The sequence below is a fragment of the Francisella salina genome (genome assembly GCF_000219045.1).
GTDB lineage: Bacteria > Pseudomonadota > Gammaproteobacteria > Francisellales > Francisellaceae > Francisella > Francisella salimarina.
In genome coordinates this window covers 311,098-336,538 of the sequence record NC_015696.1, presented here as the reverse complement: position 1 = coordinate 336,538, position 25,441 = coordinate 311,098, and the positions used below count along the sequence as shown (strand labels likewise).

Sequence of the window (25,441 nt, the reverse complement as noted above, 5' to 3'; positions counted from 1 at the left end):
CTATAACGGATCTCTCAAATGCTTGTTACGCCAATAAACAAAAAGCATAAATAATGAGCAAACGAATAAAAATCCGCATAAATATAATCCTGCATAAGTTAATGAATCTATACTTACCAAATTTTTCGGCATAACAAATCCTGCTATCATGGCAACTAAGATACCTAAAATACCCATAATACATAAACTATAAAAAACTAGCTCATTGTGTATTATAGTCTTTTTTGATGTTCTTCTAAGTCGTAAAGCTGCTAAAAACATCAAGATATACATAGTCAAATATACTTCTGTATTAAGTGATATTACCACCCAATAAAAAGAGTTCATATTATCCACCATAGTTATCGTCAATGATAATCCAATAACAATTAACCCTTGTATGTACAAAATATTACTAGGAACACCATAATTATTATTTGTAGAAAATCTCTTTGGTAAGTAGCCTCTTTCAGCAGCTTGGCGCAAACTCACAGCGGGACTTAAAGCCCAACTGATAGCCGAGCCAAATGCTCCTAAAACCAAACCAATACTAATCAAAGGCATTACAGCTGGTAAGCCTAGCCTTTCAAAACCAATCTTAAAAGTCTCAAAAAGACCATTATATAAACTTATAGAACCAGCTGGAATTAGAAAAGCTATAGTCAAAGCTCCCAAAAACATCATTAATACAATAAATATTACAGCTAAGAAAATTGCTCTCGTAAATGTCTTCTGAGGGTCTTTTAGCATCGGAACATATACCGAACATAACTCTATCCCCAAAAAAGAAATAATAACTACCGTTAATGCAGATATGTCTTTCAGTGCTGATAGGTTAAATGATATCTGTGATACTTTAAGCTCCAGAGGATACCCTTTTACCAACCAAAAACCAAGAAATATAAAAAGTACTAAAACAGGAATTACTACTCCAAGAATCATACATATAAACGATACCACTGCAGATTCTTTGACACCAAAATGATTAATTGCCATTATTAACAAATACAAAGTTATCATAATACTAGCGATAGCTAGAGGACTGGCAAAACCAAAAACCGAGCATATAGTTGATGACATAAATAGCAAACTAGCAGGAAACCAGATTACATTACTACTCCATTGTGCCCAAATTGCAAACATACCGGCATTATCACTAATACCTTTAGAGCACCATTGGAAGATTCCATTTTGATACTGATCGGCGAAGTTTGCACTAAGTTCAGCCGAAATAAATGCTACGGGTATAAGAAAAAACACAACACCAATTATAAAAAATAATGGCAAATACTCTCCAAATACAGCTAAAGAAGGCAAATTTCTCACAGAATCTACTGATATAATTATCAAACCTGTTAACATTAATAGAGATAGATTATTTTTCATCAACATTGATCTTTTATGAATTTAAGTCCTATAGTAGAAATAAATAGCAAATTAGTAAAGTCAAATATTGAGTATCTACGTAATAAAAATCCTCACTCAAAAATAATGTTTATCGTCAAAGCTAATGCCTATGGCATAAGTATAGAAAACATCTATAAGGTAACCAAGGATCTAGTTGATGCTTACGGCATAGCTCGCATAGAAGAGTACTATGTTTTAAAGAGTTTAGACTGTACAAAAGATATAATTTTCCTAAGTGGTATATATGCAGAATGCTTTGACTTTAAAATACCTAAAAATGTTATTCCAATACTTGGTAATGAATTACTAATCAAAGACTATATAAAGTATGAAGATGATAAGTCAAAACCAATTATGCTTGATTTTGATTGTGGTATGGGACGGTTTGGTTTTTATAGAGATGACTTTATAAAACATCTTGATACGCTAAAATTTTCCGGATTTTCAAATATAACATTATTTTCACATATCCCAACGGGATATAACGGCTATAATAAATCTAAAAAATATATTGATAAAATTCTTTCGTTAGCTGAAGAAACCAAACTTAAATATACTTTTTCTAACTCACCAGTTTCTCTTTTTGATACTGATTTTCAACAAGAGTATATTCGTTCTAGCTCGGCAGTATTAGGCTATGACCAAGAGCCTAAAGAAATCAAATTTAGCTTATCTCTTAAAGCTTGTATTATCTCTATCAGGGATATTCCAAAAGGTGAATATATAAGTTATGGTAATGAATATTTTTGTAATGCGGATACTACCGTAGCTATTTTAAATATTGGTTATGCTGATGGTCTAGGTTGTGGAATTCATCATGACTCATATCTACTTATCAAAGCTACTAAGTGCCCTATCCTATCAATAAATATGGATTATTTATACGTAGATATATCAGCGATTAAACATCAACTAAAAATGCTTGATATGATTGAACTATTTGGACCTAATAGCCTAAGCTTAGAACAACATGCCAGTATGTACAATATAACTAAAGATGAAGCACTCACTAAGCTTAATGCTCTGAGAGTTAAAAAAGAGATAATTTAACTTTATATCTTGTATTTTTTAATATCTATAGTCTTGAGTATGACTATCAATAAGGGTGGTACCATCATTAATAATCCAAATAAAAATTGATTATTAAGGCTAATACTAGAAACAAGCGATGATGAGATAGTTGTAACAGCTATCTGTATAAATCCAAATATTGCCGATGCTACGCCAATCTCTGTGTGTATATCATTATAAGCACAAATGTAAGTAGCTGTATACTGAAAGACATTCCCACAAAAGGCTAAAGCACATAATACAACAATTACCTTAGCATCTAATCCAAAAATAAAATATGATAAAGCCAGTAATATACCACTTAATGCAGAAAAAGATCCACAATAAAGTATTACCTTATCCATATCTAGTTTACTGATCTTATTTTTAAAGATTATTAAAAATATTGCTGAGGGTATAATTACTGCTGCTGATAAAAATGAAAACTCAACAGCAGAAAATCCTAATTTTACTTGGAAGAAAAATGGTGAAAGTGTTGCAAACACAAAAACAAGCGATAACGCCAAACCACTACATATTGCGTTAAAGACAAAGACTTTATGAGATAATATTTTCTTATATGACTCTAGAAGCTTATAGCTACTTTTTGGTATAGCTTCTAGATGTAAATACTTAACAATCAAAACTGTAATCACAAGTGCCATTATTGAATGTAAAGCAAAATTACCACGCCAACCAATAGTCTCTTGGATAATTCCTCCAGTAATCGGGGCTAGAGGCGGCGTTAATGAAACTATACTAGTGATTACAAGACTAGCTTTCGCAAGTGATTGACTATCACTGAAAACATCTTTCATAATTGCACGAAAAGATACAAAAGAACTACCCATTCCGATCCCTTGCAAAAAGCGAAAAAATAGCAACTGAGATTCACTCTGAGCTAACATACAAAGTATACTTGCAATACAAAATACAAAATAACCTGCTAGCAATGTCGGTTTGCGTCCATATTTGTCTGATAAATAACCAAACCCAAGCATAGAGCACGTCATACCGAAGAAATATATCCCGACAGTTAACTTGATATCTTTTGCAGCAGCATGAAAATAGTCAGCAATATGAGGTAATGACGGTGTAAAACTATCAGTAGCAAATTGTGACATCAAACCAAAAAGACAAATTATGAGAATAACTGCTTTATCAGATGATATTTTTTTAAAAGGATCATTAGGCATTTACTAATCCTAAATTTTTAAAAGATTGAATTCTGAAGAGATTATAGACTAAATATTAGCTTTGGAAATATTTTTTAAATGAATCTTTATATTTAACTAGTTCATCATAAGTAAGTAAAAACACACCATCACCACCATCAGCAAAGCTTAACCACGTAAAAGGAATATCAGGACACATCTCCATAAGAGCATACTGACTATTGCCTACCTCAACGATCAACACTCCCTTTTCTGTCATATACTGGTCAGCTTCAAGAACTATTCTTTTTGCTAAGTCTAACCCATCATCTCCAGCCTCTAGAGCAAGTTTAGGTTCATAATGATACTCTTGTGGCATACTATTTAAATCTTCTCTATCAACATAAGGAGGATTTGAGACAACCAAATCAAACTTTTGGCCCTGAAGACTACCAAATAAATCAGACTTAACAGCTTTTACCCTATCACCTAACTGGTGCTTTTTGATATTATGATTTGCTACAGCTAAGGCATCATCAGATATATCAACCAAAGTTATATTTGCATCTTCAAAAACATTACTACAAGCGATGCCTATACAGCCACTACCCGTACATAAGTCCAATACATTATTAACATCATCAATATCATTAATCCATGGTGAAAACTCATTACGTATAAGCTCAGCTATTGGTGAACGAGGAATAATAACTCTCTCATCAATATCAAACTCCATACCTGCGAACCAAGCTTTTTTTAGAATATATGGTAAAGGTCTACGCTGACAAGCTCTTTGATAAACATAATTAATAATTATTTTTTTCTCTTCTTTGAGCAATCTTGAGCCTACCATATTGCTATCAATATCATGAGATACATTTATTGCACTAAGTACAAGATGTACAGCCTCATCCCAAATAGATTCAGAACCATGACCAAAATAAACATTATTTGCTGTCATCTCTGAGATTGTCCAACGGATATAATCTCTAATTGTATGTAGATTATCTATAATATCTTGTTGTTTTTCACTTGAATACATCTATTAACCTTTCTTCCATGTAGTACCAGTTGCACTATCTTCTAATATTATTCCCTGATTATGAAGCTCATTTCTAATCTCATCAGCTCTAGCATAATTTTTATCTTTTTTAGCTTGAGCACGCTCTGCTATAAGCTTCTCAATTTCGCTAGCATCTACACCATCACCCTGCTTGAAGTAATCTTCTGTATCAGTAAATAAAATACCCAATACATCACAAAGCTTGCGTAGTAAAAATGCATAACCACTAGCTTTATATTTATTTGTTGTTTTTAATGTATTTATCTCTTTAGCCAAGCTAAATAGAACTGCTAAAGCTTCCGGAGTATTAAAGTCATTATCCATAGCTTTGATAAACTTCTCTTCATACTCGTTAGCATCATCAGGCAGATTTATCTCAACTGGCTCTATATCTCGAAGAGCATTAAACAGCCTTTCGACAGACGCTTTGGCATTATCAAGATTCTCTTTCGAATAGTTGATTTCACTTCTGTATACAGTAGAAGCCAAGAAATATCTTATAACTTCAGGATGATATTCTTGTAATACCTCTTTAATAGTAAAAAAATTATTCAAAGACTTTGACATCTTCTCTGCATTAACTTTTACCATGCCAGAATGTAGCCAATAATTTACATATTTACAATCATTACAAGCTTCTGATTGAGCTACTTCATTTTCATGATGTGGAAATCTAAGGTCTGAGCCACCAGCATGAATATCAAAGGTATTACCCAAAATCTTCTTTGACATTGCTGAACACTCTATATGCCAACCCGGACGACCAGCACCCCAAGGCGACTCCCAAGCAGGCTCACCCTCTTTTGCTTTTTTCCAAAGTACAAAATCCATTGGGTTTTCTTTTTCTTCAACAACGTCTACTCTTGATCCTTGCTCAAGTGCTTCGAGATTTTGCTTACTCAATTTACCATAATCAGCAAACTCAGCTACTCTATAAAACACATCTCCATTTGCACCTTGATAAGCAAAGCCTTTCTCAACGAGAGTTTCAATCATAGCTATCATTTCTGGGATGGTTTCTGTTGCTTTAGGTTCAAAAGATGGCTTAAGAATGTTAAGTTTATCAAATACTTCATGCATTGCTTTAATATTTCTATCAACTAGCTCAGTAGTAGATTCACTATTTTCTTTAGCTCTTTTGATAATTTTGTCATCTATATCTGTAATATTACGCACGAATGTAACATCAAAGCCACGATACTTGAAATATCTATTAATAACATCAAAAGCTATGTATGTTCTAGCGTGACCGATATGACAATCATCATACACTGTAACCCCGCATGCATACATCTTAATTTTATTAGGCTCAATTGGCTTAAATTCTTCTTTTTTACCAGATAACGAGTTATAAAAAATCATATAGTAATTATCCATATCATAAGTCTTATATCATAAGCTATCAGTATAACTAAATTTTAGTATTTTTGGAAAAAATCTTAACTGTCCAAGCTCTTATGGACTATATTTAGATATGGATCAACATTAGTCAACTCAGCAAGAGCCTCACAACCACCAGTATAACTAGCACAACCATCTTCAAAATAGACTCTACTACCACAGCTAGAGCTTACTGTACAGTTCAAGCCATCATCTAATGCATATATCCTACCATCACTAGCTCTATGTATTTGATAATTTGATCCAGTAGCTACTAATCTACTAATGCGCGAATTATCTGTAGGATTCATGAGATAAATATAACTATCCGTAATAACAAAAATCACGCCATACTTAGCTATTATCTTTTGTATTTCTTCTCCTGGAAATTGTTCTTCAGGTAATTCTGTCAGAGATGGTGCTTCAGAACTATGTGAATACAAGTACTTATAGTATTTATCTCCATTGAAAAATATAATATACATCTGTGTTGTATTTTTCTTGACTAAAACTGGTTTCTGACTTGATTCTACATCTAGTGTACTTCTTATTGTCAAAGAGTTACTCGTACCTAATAGATATGTACCTAGCCTATTATAATCAAATATATTGTTACCTTGAAATATAAGAGGAACTCCAGCATCTAACATAAACATAGTATCAGGAATCACAACATGAACATGTGACTCATCAAAATCTGTAGATCCAGTTGTAAAAGTATCTGATAAAATTGCTGTAAAAATCCTAGTAATACTATCATAAGTCGATCGATATACATCTAAGTCATAATTACCGTCACGAGGCATTTTTCTTAATACCAGTGGCTTAGGTACCTGATTATTGAAGTCATGATACCAAGTAACTAATATAATATTGCCTTCAGGATCACTCCCAGCGCCACCATCATCGCCACCATCTTCATCTCCTGAATCAACAGGTCCTACTAGATCCCATGCAGATGACCACGCACTTCCTGTACCTGGTGCATAATACGATGCAGCCGTACTAGAGCACCATCCCCATTCTTTACAGCTATATAAATTCTCTCCAGATATTACAATATCTCCGTTTTGATACGATGTCCCTGCTGAGTATGTTGGATAACTATCCGAACCTTCTCCCTCACTAGGAGCACCACCAGACTCAACAAGATCCCATGCAGACGACCATGCACTTCCTGTGCCTGGAGCATAGGCGTCAATATTAGCTCGAGCATCACTAGAACACCACGAGACAACTTTACAACTATATAAATCACCACCTGAATTAACTACATCACCAACTTCATAATCTGTACCTGGCGAATACGTAGGAAAGTTTGAAGCATACCCTCCTGGTAAATCAGCAATAGCTTGCCAGTTAGATAAATCTTGTTGTGCTTGGACCTGTCCTGCCACAAGGTTTCGTAAGGTTGTAGAAGAGGTATATACTTTATTACCATCATATATAGCTAAAAATATACTCCAACGACCATCTTGTAGGTCCCAACCAATAGCCAGAGTATAACTGAGAAGCGATAAGTCATTTGGTACAGTAACATTAAAACTACCACCAGCGTTACTTATAGTTAAAATACTGCTGTTTTTATGGATATAGCCTATATAACCTCTTTCTAAATCTTGTAATCTACCCTCTTGATCTAACTTATAGCTTGCTAGAGTTCCGCTCATACCAGCTGTATTGACAAATGGTACATTTACTGGAAAATAATCCTCGTCATAGCGATTCATCAAAGTGCCCGGCAATGTGTTATAAACTAAACTCCTAACATACCTTGAAACATCTCCTTCAAAGAATTCATGCGAAATATCATAACTTATCAGATAAGGGATTCCATAATAAAGTTCGGAATTAGTATTACGATGATCAAACCTAGATGTAACGGAATTCGATCTTGTTAAAAACCTAAAATTATCGATTGTCTGATCATCTCCAGTAGTAAGATCAAGTGCTACAGGTATGCTATTAAAATAACCCTCATCAACATGCAAACTTTGTTTTTCATTAACGATAGTTTCTATTGCCAAAGAATCCATTCTAAAATTATATGCAAGTGCTGATATTACTACCAATATAACAAAGGCAAATATTAAAGATGCTAATAATGCTGAACCTTTGATATTCTGATACATAGCTAACCCTTATAAATTAATTATTCTGCTAAATGTCTGCTCACCAATACTAAATGATATTCTTAATGCTGGCGAATTAGAGCCATTTAAATCTAGTTCTGAAGGAATGCTATTCCACGTCAAAGTACTATTAGCAACTGTCGCCGTTTCAATTTGTAAATTTTGCACACCTCTAACTAACTCATAAGATATTCCATTAGAGTCACTATCCTTGATATATACGTATAAAGAGAAAATGGCTTGCCCAGATTCATCTACAGCACCACTATCTCGTATGTATAACACCTCTAAAGAATATCTTCCAACATAATCACCTGGATAATAATCACTTCCTTGAGGAGACTCTGATAAGTTAACAACACTACTACCACTACTTATGCTAGCAACTTTTAACAAAAAAATATCATTTTTATTACATAGGAGCAAGTAATCTCCTACTGAAATATCCTCCACCGAGTCTAAGGATAAGTTTGAGCTAAGAGAATTCACATCAGTAAGAAAAGTCCTAGACTCTTCTCTTTTTATCATGATATAGTCTGTACCAGGCTGAAAACACTCACCTGAACAACCAGTCTCAAGAGCTTCAGAGATATGATCAGACGTTGCCAAAGGTAACTGGCCAACTCGAATCATTGAAGAGTCATGAAAAAAATCATCTAAAGAATCTGATGTTCTATCATGATACGTTTGATTCTGACTACCAAACTGACATGCAAATCCTGTTCTTTTAATAAAATTATAAAAAATACTCTTAACCTGTAGTTCTTTAGCGTCAGCTGTAGTTTTATCTTTATACTTCTGATAAGAGTTTTTAACTCCTATATAAGTACTAATTAAAGCAGTTAGTACCACTATAGCTATCACAGTAGCTACCAAAAGCTCTGGTAATGAAGTCCCAATTATTTTACGCCTATTAAACTTCAAATTCATATATTACCTAGCTATAAAACACACCATGAAGGTAGTAAATCACCATCAAACCCACCAACTGCTACACAATGCCAAGTTAATCCTTCTGAGGTAACATCAGCATCTGTTCTAAGCTCTATCCTAAGAGCAACATTTGCTTGATCAATAGGAGGATTATCCATTGGTACAGTACTAGATACCGCGGTAGTTCCAACATTTAACAACACATTTGTTATATGCCCTGAAGAAATCATTGTACTACCTCCATCATCTAAATGATCTCTTCTAGCTTGCTCGACTGCAGCTCTAAGCTCTGGGCTCTCATCAAGGCGAGTCGCTCCAGCACTACGATATATCTCCCATACGGCAGCCATATAAGGACCGAGAACCTGAGTTATCGCATCATTTGCTGGTGTAACTGCTGAATATGTTCGTTTAACCGCCTGTAGCGAATAATCTGGATTAGTAGCAACAAACTCACGTATTGCACTACTTCCATCATCAACTCTTGAGAAAGTAATATTACCCTGCGCACTATCATCAAAATTTCCTGTTAACATATAGTTGTCAACTCTAGCCTCTAACTCATCTACAAGCTCAACTTTTTTTTCAGATAAAACAGCATTCGAGAGTATATTGCCAATCGCATAGAAAGCCGCAATAAGAACAAATACACCTAGTAATGAAGCAATTAGAACTTCAAGAAAGGTAAATCCTTTATATTTTTTAGTATTTAAGTTCTTTTTGTACTTTCTCAAGATATAAATCACATCAGCATTTCTATATAGATAACTAATATAATATCATAAAAACACTCATCTATCCTTTACTAAATTTAATATTAATCTAATTTTTGGTAAATAATGCCAAAATTTAGATAACCCAAAACTTTTTGTAACGATTTATGATTTTCTAAATTATTTTGATTTAGAAGCTTTATCCTACCATCACAATCGTCATTTAATGTACATTTGAAGCCATCTTTAATTGCAAAGATATCTTTTGATGTAGTTCTATAAAACTGAAGATTATTACCACTACTTTTTTGAATTTTGTATGAGTTTTTTACAATTCCGCCCCAAAGAACCTCATAATTCAAGTTACTATTCTTTTTCACAGTTATTTTTAGTTTTACTGGTTTATCCTTATATGCAAAATAATCAAAGTCGATAAACAAAGTTTTTTTTGAGATATTTAAACCAACTCTTTTAACATTTTCAGCAATATCATCAACAGAGTATTTAACATCTGCATTTGCAAGATCTATTGAATCAACATCAACACCCTTTCCTATTAGATAAAAAACAATTTTATTATCATCAAGCGATATTTCCGCATCACAACTAAACTCTAAAAATCCCTTATAGCCACTCTGATTATCAATAAGCTGACAACTACTAGCATATACCAAATTAGAGACCAGAAAAAAAATAGATACTAATACAATATATTTTAGCTTTATCAAGTTATTCACCTATATCTCAACTGTCTCAATACGCTCATTATTAAAGTCCTCTATATAAACTTTCATCCTAGTAACTATAAACTTTAGACTGTATTTAACTATTATATTTTGGATTTTTTCTTTAGGATATCTTATTACTTTTACAACTCTAATGAGCTTAGTATTATTAGTATATAAATACTGATAATAGTGATCCCCATTATAAGCCAAAATATAATTACTATATTGATTTTTCCTAACAATTATAGGAGGGTTCTCAACAACTTTACCTAAATCAACCTCTTTTTTACTAGCCTTGAAAGAGTTATCCAAACCATAAACTATTAATTTATTTCCAATGAATAGATACAGTAAGCTTTTTGAAAGAGTTCTACTTGGATCTAATGCCTGTACATAAATATTACTATTATTAGTTTCCTTATTCGTATTTATTATATCTTTTATCAAAACTGTATATCTACTATTAGACTCGTCATATTCAACATCTTGCACAATAATACTCATACTACCTGAACTATCTCTACGTGTAGATAAAACTACCAAACTAGGTTGCGTTTCATCTAATTGATAGTACCAACTTAATGCTGCTATATCCTTGGGTGTATTAATTATTTTACATGGCGTTGACAAATCTAGAATTGCCTTAGAAAAATTATTTGTCAGATCGCTTAGCCTAGTTTTGAATATATACAAATGCTGACTATCATATATGGCTAATAATACGTGCCAATTACCTTTACGAAGTTGCCAACCAACTTTAACATTATAATTTTCAGACAAATCTAAATTTTTCAGATTTATAATTTGGATATTATTATTAATCGATACCAACAGCCATTCATACTCTTTTTTGATGTATCCTATATAGCCTCGCTCTGAGTCACTAATCTCCTGATTTGTATTAAGTCTATAAAACTTCTGTGAACTACTCATTCTTGCAACATCAACATACGGAACATTAATTGGTATCAAAGATGAGTGATAGTCAGTCATCGAATGTTTTGGTAACTCTTTATAGATTATTTTCTTAGTTAACATTAGCTTATCTTTATAAAAAAGCTTATGCTGTATATCCATGCTTATTGCAGTCGGCTCCGAATCATATAAATTTACCATAGTATTACTATTAGAGAAAATAGCTTGTCTATTACGCTGTAACACATTTTCTATGAGATAATCGCCGAATTCAGAACGTCCCGTAGCTATAGCTCCTTTGCGAGATATTTCTTGAATATATTGCTGCTCCACCGTTGATATTATTTCTTGTGACTGGAGACTTTTTATGCTCAATAAATTGTACCTAACAATATATGCAAGGCTTGATACTGTAACTAACACCACAAAAGCAAATATCATTGCCGATAATAATGAAGATCCTGATTCTCTTATCAAACTCACTAAACGAAAATATTTCATAATAAAACTACTTTATCATAATACTGATTATCCAATTTAAATGATATTTTTAGTGCTTTAGCTCCTATTTCATTCAAGCTTGTATCTTGATATATTTCTTTCCAAGAAAGATTCTTGTTATCTGAAACAACATAAGTTAACTTAAGATCAGAAACCCCTTCCACGATGGGATATACTGTTGCATGAGCTTGACCATTTTTAACTAACATATACAAAGAATACTTATATTCACTTGGTTTCTTAGGATCGACTGTAGCAGCTGTAAAAAAAATTTGAATATTTATCTTACCTATATAATCACCCTTGTTAAATTCATTAGCTGGCGCTGAGGCAAGTCTTATTTGTTTTGTTTCATTATTAGTGCTAGATATTTTAACAATATCTATATAGTCATTATTACAAAGTGCTAGATAATCACCATTCTGCCATTGCTGAGTTTTGTCTAAATACAAACTTAAATTTAATGGTTTTTGCGTAAGTTCTGCAGATGAGTTTTCTGTTTTAACCATCAAGTAATCTGTACCAGAATGGAACAAAAATTTTTGCTTAGAAGAGTTTTTTAATAAATTTTCTATGGTCGATAACTTTCCTAATCTAACTGAGTAATTATCGTAAAAAAACTTAAATCTACGAGAGTCTTCTCCAGTTCTATTGACATAAAGTTGATGATCTGATCCATATTTACATGATAAACCTGCATTTACAATAGCATCAGAAAGCACTTTCTGCGCTGAAATAACTTTTATATTTTGCTCAATATTAAGCTTTGCTTTTTGATAACTCCTTTTTGTAGACACATATATATTGACTGCCATCGTAATCACTATGATAGAAATAGTGATACCAACCATGAGCTCAACTAGTGTAAAGCCTGAAATCAGCCGATTCCTATGAATTTGACACATATTTCATAACTTCCTTAGAAACACAAATATCAAAATTCTTATTTTTAGCGATAAATTTAATCATTTTAGGATTACTAACTCTTTTCTGAAAAAAATAATCACTACTGACTGCCTTAGTATTAAATTTACCAGTTAAAACATAAATAGCTATTTTTTTATCTAACTCCTGTATTAGTTGTGTTTTCTTTTCTGCTATTACTGAAGTGGTTATCGAGGAATTTATTATCAAAAATGATGATGACAAAACAAACAAAATCAACCCTGATGAGATTATACTCTCAACCAAAGATATTCCTTTTTGTTTGTTAGTTTTATAGAACCTAAAGTTAACCATTTAATCATTTTTTCTTAATAAAATTTCTGCCATATACTAACACAGCTATTTTTTTAAGTCACTTTTTCATACTTTGAATTTTAGGCATCCTACTTAAGCTCTAGAATAACCTCTTCTAGAGAATTACCCTCAAACCTATACGGTCTAATATAAAAACTCTCCTGCTCCCATACATCATCTATAGTTGGCTGATGCCCAAATAAAGCAATTAGCAAATCAATAACAGTATCTACTGGATATTCAGAAAGATCAACATCTGCTAATTTTTCTATTGCGTACACAGGTGCCTGAGCTTTTATCAAGAATTTGTTATTCGCTAATGTTACCCATGGCTCTTTAACAAGATGGAATTCATCAGAGATTCTACCAATCATTATTGTTAATAAGTTATCTAACGTAATAAACCCTATAGGTTTATTTTTTTTATAGACTAATGCAAAGTGAGGCTTACCTTGCTGGAATTTTCGCAAAACACCAATTAATTGATCATGATGAGACACTTTTAATATCGGCCTTAAACTCTCTTGTCGTAAATCATTATCTAAGGCACATAGAATATCCTTTGTATGAATTACCCCAATAATATTACCTTTATCTCCTTGATAAACAGGGTATCTGGTATAAAGATTGTCTTTGACTACTTCGAGCTTTTGTCTAACTGATGAATCATAATCAATAACTACCATCTCTTCTATAGGCCTCATAGCATCGATTGCCTGTAGATGTGAAAACTCAACCATTCTTAATAAAATATCTCTATGCTCTTCTGTAAGAGGTTTTTTTAGGTGGCTACTTTTTAAAATAATTTTGACCTCATCTGTAGTATACCCATACTCAGCCTCTGCCACAGTGTCTAAATTAAATAACTTCAAAAGCTTGTTTGCTGTAATATTTAATATCCAAATAAATGGAAACATTAACCAATAAAAAACATATAGAGGTATACAAGTAAGCAAGGATAGCCTTTCAGTTTGCCTGATAGCCATTGACTTAGGCATAAGCTCGCCGATCACTATATGCAAAAATGATATAATCGCAAACCCAATTGCAAAAGCAATAATTCTTGAAAGATTCCCTGTAACTCCAAAAAATACAAAAACTGGCTCTAATAGTTCAGAAAAGGCAGGTTCTCCAACCCATCCCAAACCTAATGAAGCTAGTGTTATACCAAATTGACAAGCAGAAAGATAGATATCTATATTGCTATGAACCTTGTAAAGTATTCTACCCTGTAATCCATTTCTCTTACTTAAAACCTCAACTTGCGAACTTCTTATCTTAACTAATGAAAATTCAGCTATAACAAAAAAAGCATTAAGAAGGACAAAACCAAAGGCCACAATCAAAAAAATAAGATTATCATACTCCATCATCAATATTACTCTAGTATTTCGCCCTACCTAATACTAACACACACAGTATAGTATTTAAAAAAAGCAATATACTTGGCAACATACATAACAAGTATAGATAAAAATCTACTTGGCTATAAAGCTTAGAAATAGAATATATTGCTATTGAAAGACCTAAAATAGAAAAGCTTAATTTACCAAAATTATCATAGATAACCTGAGTCCAGCCTTCAACCTTATCAAAAACCTTACTTGTTGGTTTCCAGCCTTGGGGTTTATTCAAATAGTAGTTAATCTCAGCTTTTATACCACACCAAAATACAAATGATGATAACATAAACATCGCTATATAAATCTGAGAAATTTTACTTATAAAATTACCTTTAATATCTCCATATAAATAATACCATACACTCAATATAACTAATGGGATAAGGGTAACATTTACTATTGATACAAAAGCTACATTACTTCTTGGAAAAAGCACTAATAATAATGCAAATATTGGAAAACCTGAAGCTACAACCTTAAAAAGTAAATACAACATATCAAGCTTAACTCTAAAATTCAGATTTGAGGAGCTTATTATCTTTGACATATACTTATGCATAACTTGCATACCACCAAAAGACCACCTTAACCACATTTTCTCAAATTCTTTGAGAGATGTAGGAACCCACTCACCTGTTTTAAGAAATATCGGCTTACTATTGAACCCTGCTTCATAACATCTGAATCCAGCAGCAATATCTTCTGTTACCATTACTTGAGATCTATAGTACTCTTCCCATTTAGATGTCGCCATCAGAGCTTGCTTACTCCAAATACCATTATGCCCTTGATAGTTACAATATCCATATTTACCTACGAACTCGTTAAAATAGCGAATTGTATTTTGGAAAATACTGGCCACTTTTGTAACTAAATTAGTGCTATAGTTAGTACTTTCTATCAAAAAGCTAACAAAACCAAGCTTAACGTCTTTTTTAAACTCTGGTAACCCGACTTTTAATGTACTTTTAGGTAACGTTGAGTCAGCATCTAAAAATAAAACATAGTCATAGCAAATATACTCCATGGCAATATCAAGATTGCGTGGCTTAAATCCCTCTGTGCCTTTTCTATGGATAAATTTACAGCTAACGTCACCTTTCATATTATGTTTACTAACATAGTCTTGCCATTTTAAGAAGTCTGGATGATCTAAGTCACTGTTATCAACAATTATTATCTCAAATTTATCAGCAGGATAATCAAGCTGATACGCCGAATCAAAAGTTAACTTACAAACTTCAAAAGGTTCATTACGAGTAGTTATAACTACGGAGCATCCTAACTCTTGCTCAATTCCCTCATAACTCGTACTTCTACCAAAAAGACTATCAATAAAGCAATGGATACTCAAAATAATTCTATACCCAAGTAAAAAAAAGGTAGGCAATAAAATACACAATATCAAGATGGATATGAAAGGATGAGAACCATAATCAACATTCAATATAGCTTTTGTCACAAATGTAACAAAAACAAAGCTCAAGCATACGTATACTATAGTTACAAAATTCAACCTGCGAGATTTAGATGTTACAAAAAGATAAATAACAAAACAACACAATAGTGACAACAAAGCTATACTTGCAAGATCTTCACCAGCTTGAGAAAGACCATAAAAAACTAGCAAGGCTGTTATAGATGATAACAGTTTTTTCATAAAAAATTATAGAATTCAAATGATGAGAATTTTACTTGAAAAAAGTAACTCTCACAATAAGTAATTATAATGATTGTTTATATTTTTGATATTCTAACTGCACAGACTCTTCAGGCTTAGATGTTAGTAAGCTAACCAATACTATACATATACTACTTAAAGTAAATCCTGGAACCATAGCATAAACTTTAAACCATCCTCCTAAATCACTAAACAGTGGCCAAATCAAAACAGTCAGCGATCCTACCAGAATCCCTGCAATGGCGCCTTTTTTATTCATCCTAGACCAAAATAGTGAAAAAATGACCACAGAACCAAATGAGCTACCAAGTCCGGCCCATGCAAAACCTACTAACTTTAAAATACTTGTCTCTGGATTATACGATAGTATAATCGCAAAAACTGTCACCAATAACACTACCAAGCGGCTAATATTAAGAAGTTCTTTATGGGAAGCATTCTTCCTAAGAAACTTGGCATACACATCAACAGAGAAAGCACTTGATAATGATAACAATTGTGCTGATGACGTACTCATCACCGCTGATAAAACTGCAGCAAGCAAGATTCCTTCCACCCAAGGGTTAAAAAATACTGCCGACAGTTTTAAGAATACAGATTCCGGATTAGTCAAGCCATCACTATAATAGGCAGCTCCAAGAATACCTACACAAGCTGCTCCTATCAATGCTAAAATCATCCATATCATACAAATCCACATTGCTTGTGAAGTCTTATTTGGATCTTTTATTGCCATAAAACGCACAATTATATGTGGCTGACCAAAATATCCCAATCCCCACGCAAGTAACGATATTATAGTAATCAAAGGCACTCCTGAAGTAACATCATAAAAACCTTGAATTTTTATATTTGATAAATTATCTATAATATCCACACTGCCTAAATTGAAATAGACTACAGCTGGTACAACCAATAATGCCAGAAGCATTAAAGTTCCTTGGAAAAAATCAATCCAAGATATAGCTAAAAAACCACCAACACATGTATAAATAAATATAATTGTTGCCGTTAGTAACAGTGCTTCATGATAAGAAATACCAAACATTGAGCTAAACAAAATACCACCTGATACAAATCCAGCGCCTGTGTATATCGTAAAAAAGATAACTACTACTATGGCTGTTAACGATCTTATTACTCCTTTATTATCATGAAACCTATTTTCAAAATATGCAGGAATTGTTATCGAATCTTTGGCAATTTCCGTGTAAATACGCAATCTCCTAGCGATAACTCCCCAGTTAACGAAGGCCCCTAATGTTAAACCTAATGGCAACCATATCTGGTTAAATCCCGAAGCCATAAATGCTCCCGGCAAAGCTAATAACAACCAAGATCCCATATCAGATGCGCCAGCACCTAACGCTGCTATTGGAGCACTCAAAGACCGCCCGCCCAACATATAATCCGAAACTTTTTTTGTTTGAAAATATGAATATATTCCTATACTAAATATAATTAGAATATATATTATGAATGTAACCCAGAGTATACTATTTTGACTCATTATCTAGTGACTATTTAAAAAATACATCCTATAAACTTAACATTTTCAAAAGTCATTTTAAAGTTTACTATGCAAGCTTAACAATATAGAGATTTATATATTGGATAAATATAAAATAGAATAATAGGAGTTTGAAGTAAGTTTAAGACATAAACTTCTCAACACCATCCTTAAAATCAAAGCTATGCTCTGCTGTGATATGTCTTACAGTCTTAGTTGTTGAACGCATAACCACACTATGAGTAACTGCATAAGATCCTCTACGAGTACTATTAACTCTCTTCACGCCTCTAAGCATATTACCATCTGTAACACCTGTAGCAGCAAAAACTATATCTCCTGATGCTAAATCATCAATATCGTACTTTTTATCAAGATCTGTAACGCCTAACCTATGCGCTCTCTGAACTTCTTCATCACTATGAAATTCAAGCCTAGCTTGCATTTGACCACCAAGACATTTAAGAGCTGCAGCTGAAAGAACTCCTTCAGGAGCTCCACCAGTACCAATAAACACATCAATACCTGATCCTTCCGTAGCTGTAGAAATAACTCCTGATACATCACCATCATCAATAAGCACAACTCTAGCACCACACTCACGTGCTTCTTTGATAATATGTTCATGACGAGGCCTATCCATAGTACAAACAACTAGCGCAGACATATGCACACCCTTAAACTCAGCAACCCTTCTTAGGTTCTCAGTAACTGAGTCATCCAAATCTACTATACCTTTAGGTGCATCAATACCACCAACAGCAATTTTTTGCATGTATACATCAGGAGCATTTAAAAAACCTCCTTTATCTGCTACAGCTAAAACTGTAAGCGCATTTGGGCCACCTTTAGATGTTATAGTTGTACCTTCTAGTGGATCTAAAGCTATATCAACCTCACAGCCACCTGCTCCAACCTTTTCTCCAATATATAGCATAGGAGCTTCGTCTAATTCACCTTCTCCAATAACAACAGTTCCGTCAATAGCTACTTCATTTAATGCCTTTCTCATCGCATCAACAGCTGCTTGGTCTGCAGCAATTTTATCGCCTCTACCCATCTGACTCCATGATGCTAAAGCTGCTAGCTCAGTGACTCTTACTGCTTCTAGTGCTACATTTCTATTCATTTGCTTTGGTCCTTTTTTGTTTTATAGTTCATCTACGGTTGGTATTAAAAATTTTTCTACCTCATCTTTCAACTGTATAAGCTTACCATGAAAAAAATGTCCAACCTCATTCATTTTAACTAATGTTAAATCTGATTTAACTGTTTTAAGAGTAAAATCAAACACAGAATTAGGATTTACGGTATCATCATCTACTCCCTGTACAACAAGCCAAGGAATGTTATTAGGCTCACCAAACTTAGTCAAATCAAACCTGTCAACAGCTGGCGCTATGGTTACTAGACCCACAACATTATCAAGTTTATTCAAACCCATATAAGCTATAGCTCCACCAAATGAAAAACCGCACAATATGATTTTTTTGAAAGAAGTATTTTCCTTAATCCATTTACAGACAGAAAGAAGATCTTCCAGCTCACCAACCCCATCTCCATACTCTCCTTGACTATCTCCAACACCTCTATAATTAAATCTATATGACTCAATATTTAATGTCTTCATAGCTCTAGAAAGAGTTGTCACAACCTTATTGTGCATACTGCCTTGATATAACGGATGAGGGTGACATATAACTGCTACAATTTCTTGATTAGCACCTTTGTCTTTATCATAGACTGCTTCAACTCGGCCAGCCCTGCCTTGAATAAAAAAAGTGTTCATAATGCTACAACTACGACTCCCTTGAAAGATCACAATCCTCAAGTTTTATTAGTTTTGTTTTTTTGATTATTTTATATGCAAAATATAGTATCACAAATGCAAAGAAACCTACATAAGTTGATAGAAACTCAATTATAACACTAGACCAACTTCTACCCTCCATAGTCAGCATAGTTGCTCCTTGACCAACTATTACGATAGAAACCAAAATTAATGCAATAATCGGAGCCCAAGGGAAGAACTTCGCAACAAATGGTAAATCATTCAAGCTCTTACCTTGTTTAATATATGCTCTTCTAAAGCGATAGTGGCTCAAGGCAATTGTGAACCAAGCTATAAAACCAGCTAAGCTTGATACATTAACTAACCATGTAAATATTTTCCCACTTCCGACAAATGATACAAAAAAGAACGAACTACCAATTAAAGCTGTAATTAAAAGAGCAATTATTGGCGTGCCTTTTGAATTAGTAGTTGCAAAAAACTGAGGGGCTTGCTTAATCTTACCCAAATGCCATAATACCCTAGTCGCACTATACATACTAGCATTACATGCTGATATTATCGCAGTAAGAATAATCACATTCATAATAGTAGCTGCTGAGCTTAAGCCAACGCTCTCAAAAACCATTGTAAATGGACTAACCGAGACATCATCTCCAGCACTAGACTGTATCAAAGAAGGATTATTATATGGAATCAAGAAACTAATTATCACTACTGCTAATATATAAAATATAAACAAACGCCAAAAAGTTTGTTTAATAGCTTTAGGAATAGACGTATCAGGATCTTTAGCTTCACCAGCTGTCACACCTATAAGTTCACTCCCTTGAAATGAAAATCCGGCAATCATAAATACAGAGATAAATCCCCACCAGCCATTATGAAATGGTGCATCGCCTATACGCCAATTTTCAAAACCTATACTGCCATGATTTCCAACCATACCGAGAATCGATAAGAAACCAACTATAATAAATATAATAACTGTTGAAACTTTGATAAATGATAACCAATACTCAACCTCACCGTACACTTTCACTGAAAATATATTCAAAGCGAATACGAGTACAAAGAAAAATGCACTCCATAATAATATAGAGCTTCCTGGAAACCAGTACTGCATAATTATCGCAGCTGCAATTACTTCAGTTGCCACGGTTATCGCCCAATTAAACCAATAACTCCAACCTGTACTGAAACCCAAAGCAGGATCAACATAGCGAGTTGCATACTCACAAAATGTTCCACTAACAGGACTATGAGCTGCCATCTCACCAAGACTAGCCATTAAAAAATATACCATTATTGCAATTATGACATACGCTAAAACAGTACCACCAGGCCCTGCATCGGCTATGGCCCCACCAAGTGCTACAAATAAACCTGTCCCTATACAGCCGCCTAAGGCTATCATTGACATATGACGAGTATGTAATCCACGTTTAAGCTTTTGTGACATCTATTATTTTTCTCTCCCATAGGCAATATTAAAAAATCAAAGAGGCAAATTAATAAGCTACTCTTTACAATTAGGTCGGTATCTAGGAAATTTAAGATTTTTTTAGAGCGATTAAATAGTTAGAAAGTTAGAGATAAAACAATGCTTCTCTAGATATTCCAAACCTCTGCCATAAAAATAAAACCTAAATCCATAATACTGCTCCAACCAATATCTTCAATCTTCAATTATGTATGTTTATAACCTATAAATCAACGTTATTTTTCCGGTACATAATTGCATAAACAATCCATGTACATATATAAACGAATACTCCACAGAACACCACATCACTAAAGAAATGGCCTCCTTGTGCTATCCTCATCAACCCTAGACCACCTCCGGCTAATATTGCAGCAGTAAATACTATGGCTTTTTTTCTACGTGTAGCAACCAGTGGCATAAATGCAAATATCCAAAAGCCCATCGAAGCATCACCACACACAAAAGAGCAGTTCTTATCACACTGTGATGATATCACAAACGGGGGTTGAAAGACCTTATCACCACTGAATTCCTGAACCATAACTGGTCTAGGTCTACCCCAGTGATCCTTGAATACATAATTGACAACCAAACCTGGTCCAATCCATAAGCAAACAGCCACAAAGAATATAGCCTTTCTAGCCTTAATCTTAAGCTTATCTATGAAAAGGGATCCCAACAAAAATAAAATAACAGCTATAGAAAAAAATATTGGAAAAAATCTCGCAAACCAGTGAAGAAAACCCAAAAAACCATCATAACCACCCGTAAATTGGTGCATAGATGAATCATAAAAATAGCCTGCTATTTGTATGTCAAGATGTGGAAATATTAAAAAAAATACCCACGCAAAAAAGCAAACTATAAAACCCAATACGATATGAAATCTAGCCAAATCTTGTCCCTTTAATACTTATGCTTGATAAATTAGTAGTATAGTCTAACATTTTTAGAGTTTTTTTTGTTAGAATTATGAATTGGTTTTTATCATTAATTTTTAAACATTTTACAAAATCATGGCTGACAACAATATAAACAAAACAAATCATGCGGTAGGTAGGCTTAAGATAACTCTCATAGTTATATTAACCGCGATAATAGTATATCTATTCATAGCACTATTTAGCTTTAATATAAATGATCCAGGCTGGAGCAGTATTTCTTCTGAAACTACAATCAAGAACTATGCAGGTCCTGTCGGAGCTTACATATCTAGTTTTATACTCGCAATTTTTGGAATTATTGGCTTCATTCTACCTTTTCTGCTTATCGATTTTGTTAGGATTCTTCTGCTAAAAAGAAAACAAGAAAGCCTCAGCTACTTGATGTTCACGATCAAAACAGTTGGAATCATTACATTTATACTCTCTTGTTGTGGATTATCTGAGCTTTATCTTAATTTTTTTAACTACTGGGTACCTCAACGTTCAGGAGGAATCTTAGGATATGAAACAGCAAAATTTGTTATAAAATATTTAGGTTCCGTAGGTGGGACATTTACATTACTAATATCACTATTTGTTGGCTTAATACTATATTCAGGCACAACATGGATTTATATATTCAAAAACATAGCTATGTTTTTGGGCAGAGCCTTGAACTACTTATCAAAAGCTAAACCTAAAGATGATAAAGATATACCTGACATAAATGATTTTGACGCATTCGAAGGAAAAACAAACTCAACAAAAAACCTTGAAAAAAATAATTCAAATGAATTATCTGTTGATATAAAAAAGGATAATTCTCCAAAAAAGAATGATAATTTCCGTGAAGTTCTAGAAAATACAGATATTGATAACGAGCTTTCATTCAAAGATCCTAAAAAAGATTTGAATAAAACAACTTCAATAGAACAAGAACCTATCTTGGACCTTGATATCGATTTTGATGACGTCAAAGCTGAGGAGTCTTCCCCCTCAAATAGAATGACTAAAGAAGATCTAAGAGAAATTACACGCACTCAAACTGTTACTAAGCCTCTAAAAAAGTCTAGTTTACCATCACTGGATCTACTTACAGAACCCGAGCCAAAGCAAACTGTTATTTCACAGACACAGCTTAATGAAACATCATCTTTACTAGAGCAAACATTAAATGACTTTAACATAAATGCTAAGGTAGTCGCCGCTTATCCTGGTCCTGTAATTACCAGATACGAGATAGATTTAGCAAGAGGTACAAAAGTTAGCAAACTTACCAATATTGCTCAAGACTTAGCTAGAGCCTTATCAACTACAGCTGTTAGAGTTGTAGAGGTTATACCAGGTAAGCCTTATGTAGGTTTAGAATTACCAAATCCAACTAGACAAATGGTACGCATCAAAGAAGTACTTGCCTCACCTGAATTCATGAAGTCAAAAGCACCTACCTTAATGGGAATAGGTGTCGATATATCCGGTAAGCCAACTTTTGCTGAACTTGCTAAAATGCCTCATTTACTAGTAGCTGGTACAACAGGATCTGGTAAATCTGTTGGTGTTAATGCGATGATTCTCAGTATGCTATACAAATGTAGCCCTGATGAGCTTAAATTTATTATGATTGATCCCAAGATGCTTGAGCTTTCTATCTATGATGGCATACCTCACCTACTAACACCAGTTGTTACAGATATGACAGAAGCTGCTAACTCTTTGCGTTGGTGTGTTAAAGAGATGGAGCGTCGCTATGCGCTAATGTCTGCTGCTGGAGTTAGAAATATCGCATTACTTAATGATAAAATTGAACAGGCAGAAAAAGCTGGCAGACCTCTCAAAGATACAATGTTCATCAAAATGAATCCAGAAAGAGCTCACGAGGCTCCAACTCTTACAAAAATGCCATACATTGTAGTTGTTGCAGATGAATTTGCCGATATGATTATGGTTGTCGGTAAGAAAGTTGAGGAGCTAATTGCAAGACTCGCACAGAAAGCTCGTGCTGCAGGTATCCATATCATTTTAGCAACTCAAAGACCTTCAGTTGATGTTGTGACAGGACTAATCAAAGCAAATATTCCAACAAGAATGTCATTCCAAGTATCTTCAAGGATAGACTCTAGAACAATCCTTGACCAGCAAGGTGCCGAGCAACTTCTTGGACAAGGTGATATGCTCTATTTAAAGCCGGGCTTTGGGGCTCCTATGCGTATTCATGGTGCCTTTGTCGATGATAATGAAGTACATAGAGTAGTAGAATCATGGAAGGAGTATGGCGAGCCTGACTATGTACAAGATATTCTAGAAGCCTCTGAGGATGCTGATAATGGTAGTAGTGGCTCTAGCAATGGTAGCGGAGACAGCGAAGATCCACTATATAATGAGGCTGTAGAAATTGTTATCAAAACACAAAAGGCATCTATATCGGCTGTCCAACGTAAATTAAAGATAGGTTATAACCGTTCTGCAAGGCTGATGGAAGAAATGGAAGAAAACGGTATTGTTTCAGAAATGAATCAAAATGGTATGCGCGAAGTTCTAATTAAAAGAGACTCTTAAATGAAAAAAATAACTTTACTCCTAACTCTTATATTTGGCATCAACTATAGTTTTGCTAATGCTAGTGATGATCTTATAAATAAAATCAAAAACATTCACTCAATGACTGCAAGCTTTGATCAAAAACTCATTAATGGTGGAAGAGCTAGCGATAATATTAGCTCAAAAGGCCACATGAGTTTAAAAAAGCCTAAATTTTTCAGGTGGATAACCACTTCTCCCAATAATCAAGAAATCATCTCAAATGGATCAAAGCTTTGGATATATGATGGCGACTTAGAACAGGTTATCATAAAGAAAGTATCTAATAATATAGCTCAATTCCCTTATCTTATTTTGCTTTCTAAAAATACTAACAATATAAATAAACTGTTTACTGTTAAAGAGCTCGACAAGAACACATACCTACTAAAACCCAAGAATGATCAAATGATTGATAGTATACAAATTAAATTCTCTAATAATGAAAATCTTGAATACCTAGCTATATCTACATCTTTAAATCAATTTACCAAAATCTCTTTCTCAGATGTGAAAACCGATATTGACATAGATAATACTAAATTTGATTTTGACATCCCTAAAGATACTGATGTAATTGATGAAACTAAAGATTGATAGTTTTATTTTATATACTTCTTAAAAATCACTCTAAAGAAAAAATAGTAGTAAGCAGCTAGCAACACCGGCAATGAAGTAATCCATACAAAAGATACTACCTGAGTCAAACTATGCACTCTTATAACATCTAAAATTTTAAAAAATATTGTTGAATTTTGCACTCTAGCAAACACATAACTATAAATTGCAACACCAATAAAAAAAGTTATAACAAAAACAATCAGCAGCAATATTTTTATAAAAAAACTTTTATTTAACATTATTTCATATCCTAC

The 25,441-nt window shown here is 33.5% G+C and carries 22 protein-coding genes; 3 read left to right on the top strand and 19 right to left on the bottom strand.

What is annotated here, in order from left to right:
* Complete coding sequence (locus F7308_RS01670; protein ID WP_013922119.1) at positions 1-1,365, bottom strand: APC family permease; 1,365 nt, start codon at positions 1,363-1,365, stop codon at positions 1-3.
* Positions 1,366-1,380: 15 nt separating this feature from the next.
* Between F7308_RS01670 and F7308_RS01665 the strand changes: the two genes are divergently transcribed.
* Positions 1,381-2,436: an alanine racemase C-terminal domain-containing protein gene (locus F7308_RS01665; RefSeq protein ID WP_013922118.1), complete on the top strand. Its 1,056-nt coding sequence runs from the start codon at positions 1,381-1,383 to the stop codon at positions 2,434-2,436.
* 2 nt (positions 2,437-2,438) lie between these two features.
* Here the strand turns inward: F7308_RS01665 and F7308_RS01660 are convergent, their stop codons facing one another.
* The 17 genes from F7308_RS01660 to lpxF form a co-directional block, all read right to left on the bottom strand.
* On the bottom strand, positions 2,439-3,632 hold the full coding sequence (locus tag F7308_RS01660) for an MFS transporter (protein ID WP_013922117.1): 1,194 nt from the start codon (positions 3,630-3,632) through the stop codon (positions 2,439-2,441).
* Between the two features lie 55 nt (positions 3,633-3,687).
* Complete coding sequence (prmB, locus tag F7308_RS01655) at positions 3,688-4,632, bottom strand: 50S ribosomal protein L3 N(5)-glutamine methyltransferase (RefSeq protein ID WP_013922116.1); 945 nt, start codon at positions 4,630-4,632, stop codon at positions 3,688-3,690.
* A gap of 3 nt (positions 4,633-4,635) precedes the next feature.
* Positions 4,636-6,015 carry a cysteine--tRNA ligase gene (cysS, locus tag F7308_RS01650; RefSeq protein WP_013922115.1) on the bottom strand — a complete coding sequence of 460 codons (1,380 nt, stop codon included), beginning with the start codon at positions 6,013-6,015 and terminating at the stop codon, positions 4,636-4,638.
* A 77-nt stretch (positions 6,016-6,092) separates the two neighbouring features.
* Entirely contained in the window at positions 6,093-8,165 is a 2,073-nt protein-coding gene (locus F7308_RS01645; RefSeq protein ID WP_013922114.1) for a membrane protein, read from the bottom strand.
* Positions 8,166-8,174: 9 nt separating this feature from the next.
* Positions 8,175-9,095: a hypothetical protein gene (locus F7308_RS01640; protein WP_013922113.1), complete on the bottom strand. Its 921-nt coding sequence runs from the start codon at positions 9,093-9,095 to the stop codon at positions 8,175-8,177.
* Positions 9,096-9,106: 11 nt separating this feature from the next.
* Complete coding sequence (locus F7308_RS10245) at positions 9,107-9,832, bottom strand: prepilin-type N-terminal cleavage/methylation domain-containing protein (RefSeq protein ID WP_013922112.1); 726 nt, start codon at positions 9,830-9,832, stop codon at positions 9,107-9,109.
* Between the two features lie 83 nt (positions 9,833-9,915).
* On the bottom strand, positions 9,916-10,548 hold the full coding sequence (locus tag F7308_RS01630; RefSeq protein ID WP_408610308.1) for a hypothetical protein: 633 nt from the start codon (positions 10,546-10,548) through the stop codon (positions 9,916-9,918).
* Positions 10,549-11,955, bottom strand: coding sequence for a hypothetical protein (locus tag F7308_RS01625; protein WP_041263585.1), 1,407 nt, complete (start codon positions 11,953-11,955; stop codon positions 10,549-10,551).
* The gene (locus F7308_RS01620) at positions 11,952-12,860 is read right to left on the bottom strand and encodes a PilW family protein (protein ID WP_041263584.1); all 909 of its coding nucleotides are present in this window, start codon (positions 12,858-12,860) and stop codon (positions 11,952-11,954) included. The genes F7308_RS01625 and F7308_RS01620 overlap by 4 nt, the downstream gene beginning before the upstream one ends.
* Complete coding sequence (locus F7308_RS01615; protein WP_013922107.1) at positions 12,844-13,194, bottom strand: type II secretion system protein; 351 nt, start codon at positions 13,192-13,194, stop codon at positions 12,844-12,846. The genes F7308_RS01620 and F7308_RS01615 overlap by 17 nt, the downstream gene beginning before the upstream one ends.
* An 89-nt stretch (positions 13,195-13,283) precedes the next feature.
* Positions 13,284-14,567 carry a hemolysin family protein gene (locus F7308_RS01610; protein ID WP_013922106.1) on the bottom strand — a complete coding sequence of 428 codons (1,284 nt, stop codon included), beginning with the start codon at positions 14,565-14,567 and terminating at the stop codon, positions 13,284-13,286.
* A gap of 10 nt (positions 14,568-14,577) precedes the next feature.
* Entirely contained in the window at positions 14,578-16,257 is a 1,680-nt protein-coding gene (locus F7308_RS01605; protein ID WP_013922105.1) for a glycosyltransferase, read from the bottom strand.
* Between the two features lie 64 nt (positions 16,258-16,321).
* A complete protein-coding gene (putP, locus tag F7308_RS01600; protein WP_041263583.1) occupies positions 16,322-17,788 on the bottom strand; it encodes a sodium/proline symporter PutP in 1,467 nt (488 codons plus the stop codon).
* A gap of 142 nt (positions 17,789-17,930) precedes the next feature.
* A complete protein-coding gene (gene glpX / locus F7308_RS01595) occupies positions 17,931-18,917 on the bottom strand; it encodes a class II fructose-bisphosphatase (RefSeq protein ID WP_013922103.1) in 987 nt (328 codons plus the stop codon).
* Between the two features lie 21 nt (positions 18,918-18,938).
* The gene (locus F7308_RS01590; protein ID WP_013922102.1) at positions 18,939-19,577 is read right to left on the bottom strand and encodes an alpha/beta hydrolase; all 639 of its coding nucleotides are present in this window, start codon (positions 19,575-19,577) and stop codon (positions 18,939-18,941) included.
* A gap of 10 nt (positions 19,578-19,587) precedes the next feature.
* The gene (locus tag F7308_RS01585; RefSeq protein ID WP_013922101.1) at positions 19,588-21,042 is read right to left on the bottom strand and encodes an amino acid permease; all 1,455 of its coding nucleotides are present in this window, start codon (positions 21,040-21,042) and stop codon (positions 19,588-19,590) included.
* Positions 21,043-21,286: 244 nt separating this feature from the next.
* Positions 21,287-21,961: a lipid A 4'-phosphatase LpxF gene (gene lpxF / locus F7308_RS01580; protein WP_041263582.1), complete on the bottom strand. Its 675-nt coding sequence runs from the start codon at positions 21,959-21,961 to the stop codon at positions 21,287-21,289.
* Between the two features lie 121 nt (positions 21,962-22,082).
* Between lpxF and F7308_RS01575 the strand changes: the two genes are divergently transcribed.
* Positions 22,083-24,545 (top strand): DNA translocase FtsK, encoded by a 2,463-nt coding sequence (locus F7308_RS01575; protein ID WP_013922099.1) that lies wholly within the window; start codon positions 22,083-22,085, stop codon positions 24,543-24,545.
* Positions 24,546-25,163, top strand: a complete 618-nt coding sequence (gene lolA, locus F7308_RS01570; RefSeq protein WP_013922098.1) for an outer membrane lipoprotein chaperone LolA — start codon at positions 24,546-24,548, stop codon at positions 25,161-25,163.
* A 5-nt stretch (positions 25,164-25,168) separates the two neighbouring features.
* Here lolA and F7308_RS01565 read toward each other — a convergent pair whose 3' ends face one another.
* Positions 25,169-25,426 carry a hypothetical protein gene (locus F7308_RS01565; RefSeq protein ID WP_013922097.1) on the bottom strand — a complete coding sequence of 86 codons (258 nt, stop codon included), beginning with the start codon at positions 25,424-25,426 and terminating at the stop codon, positions 25,169-25,171.
* Positions 25,427-25,441 lie beyond the last annotated feature (15 nt).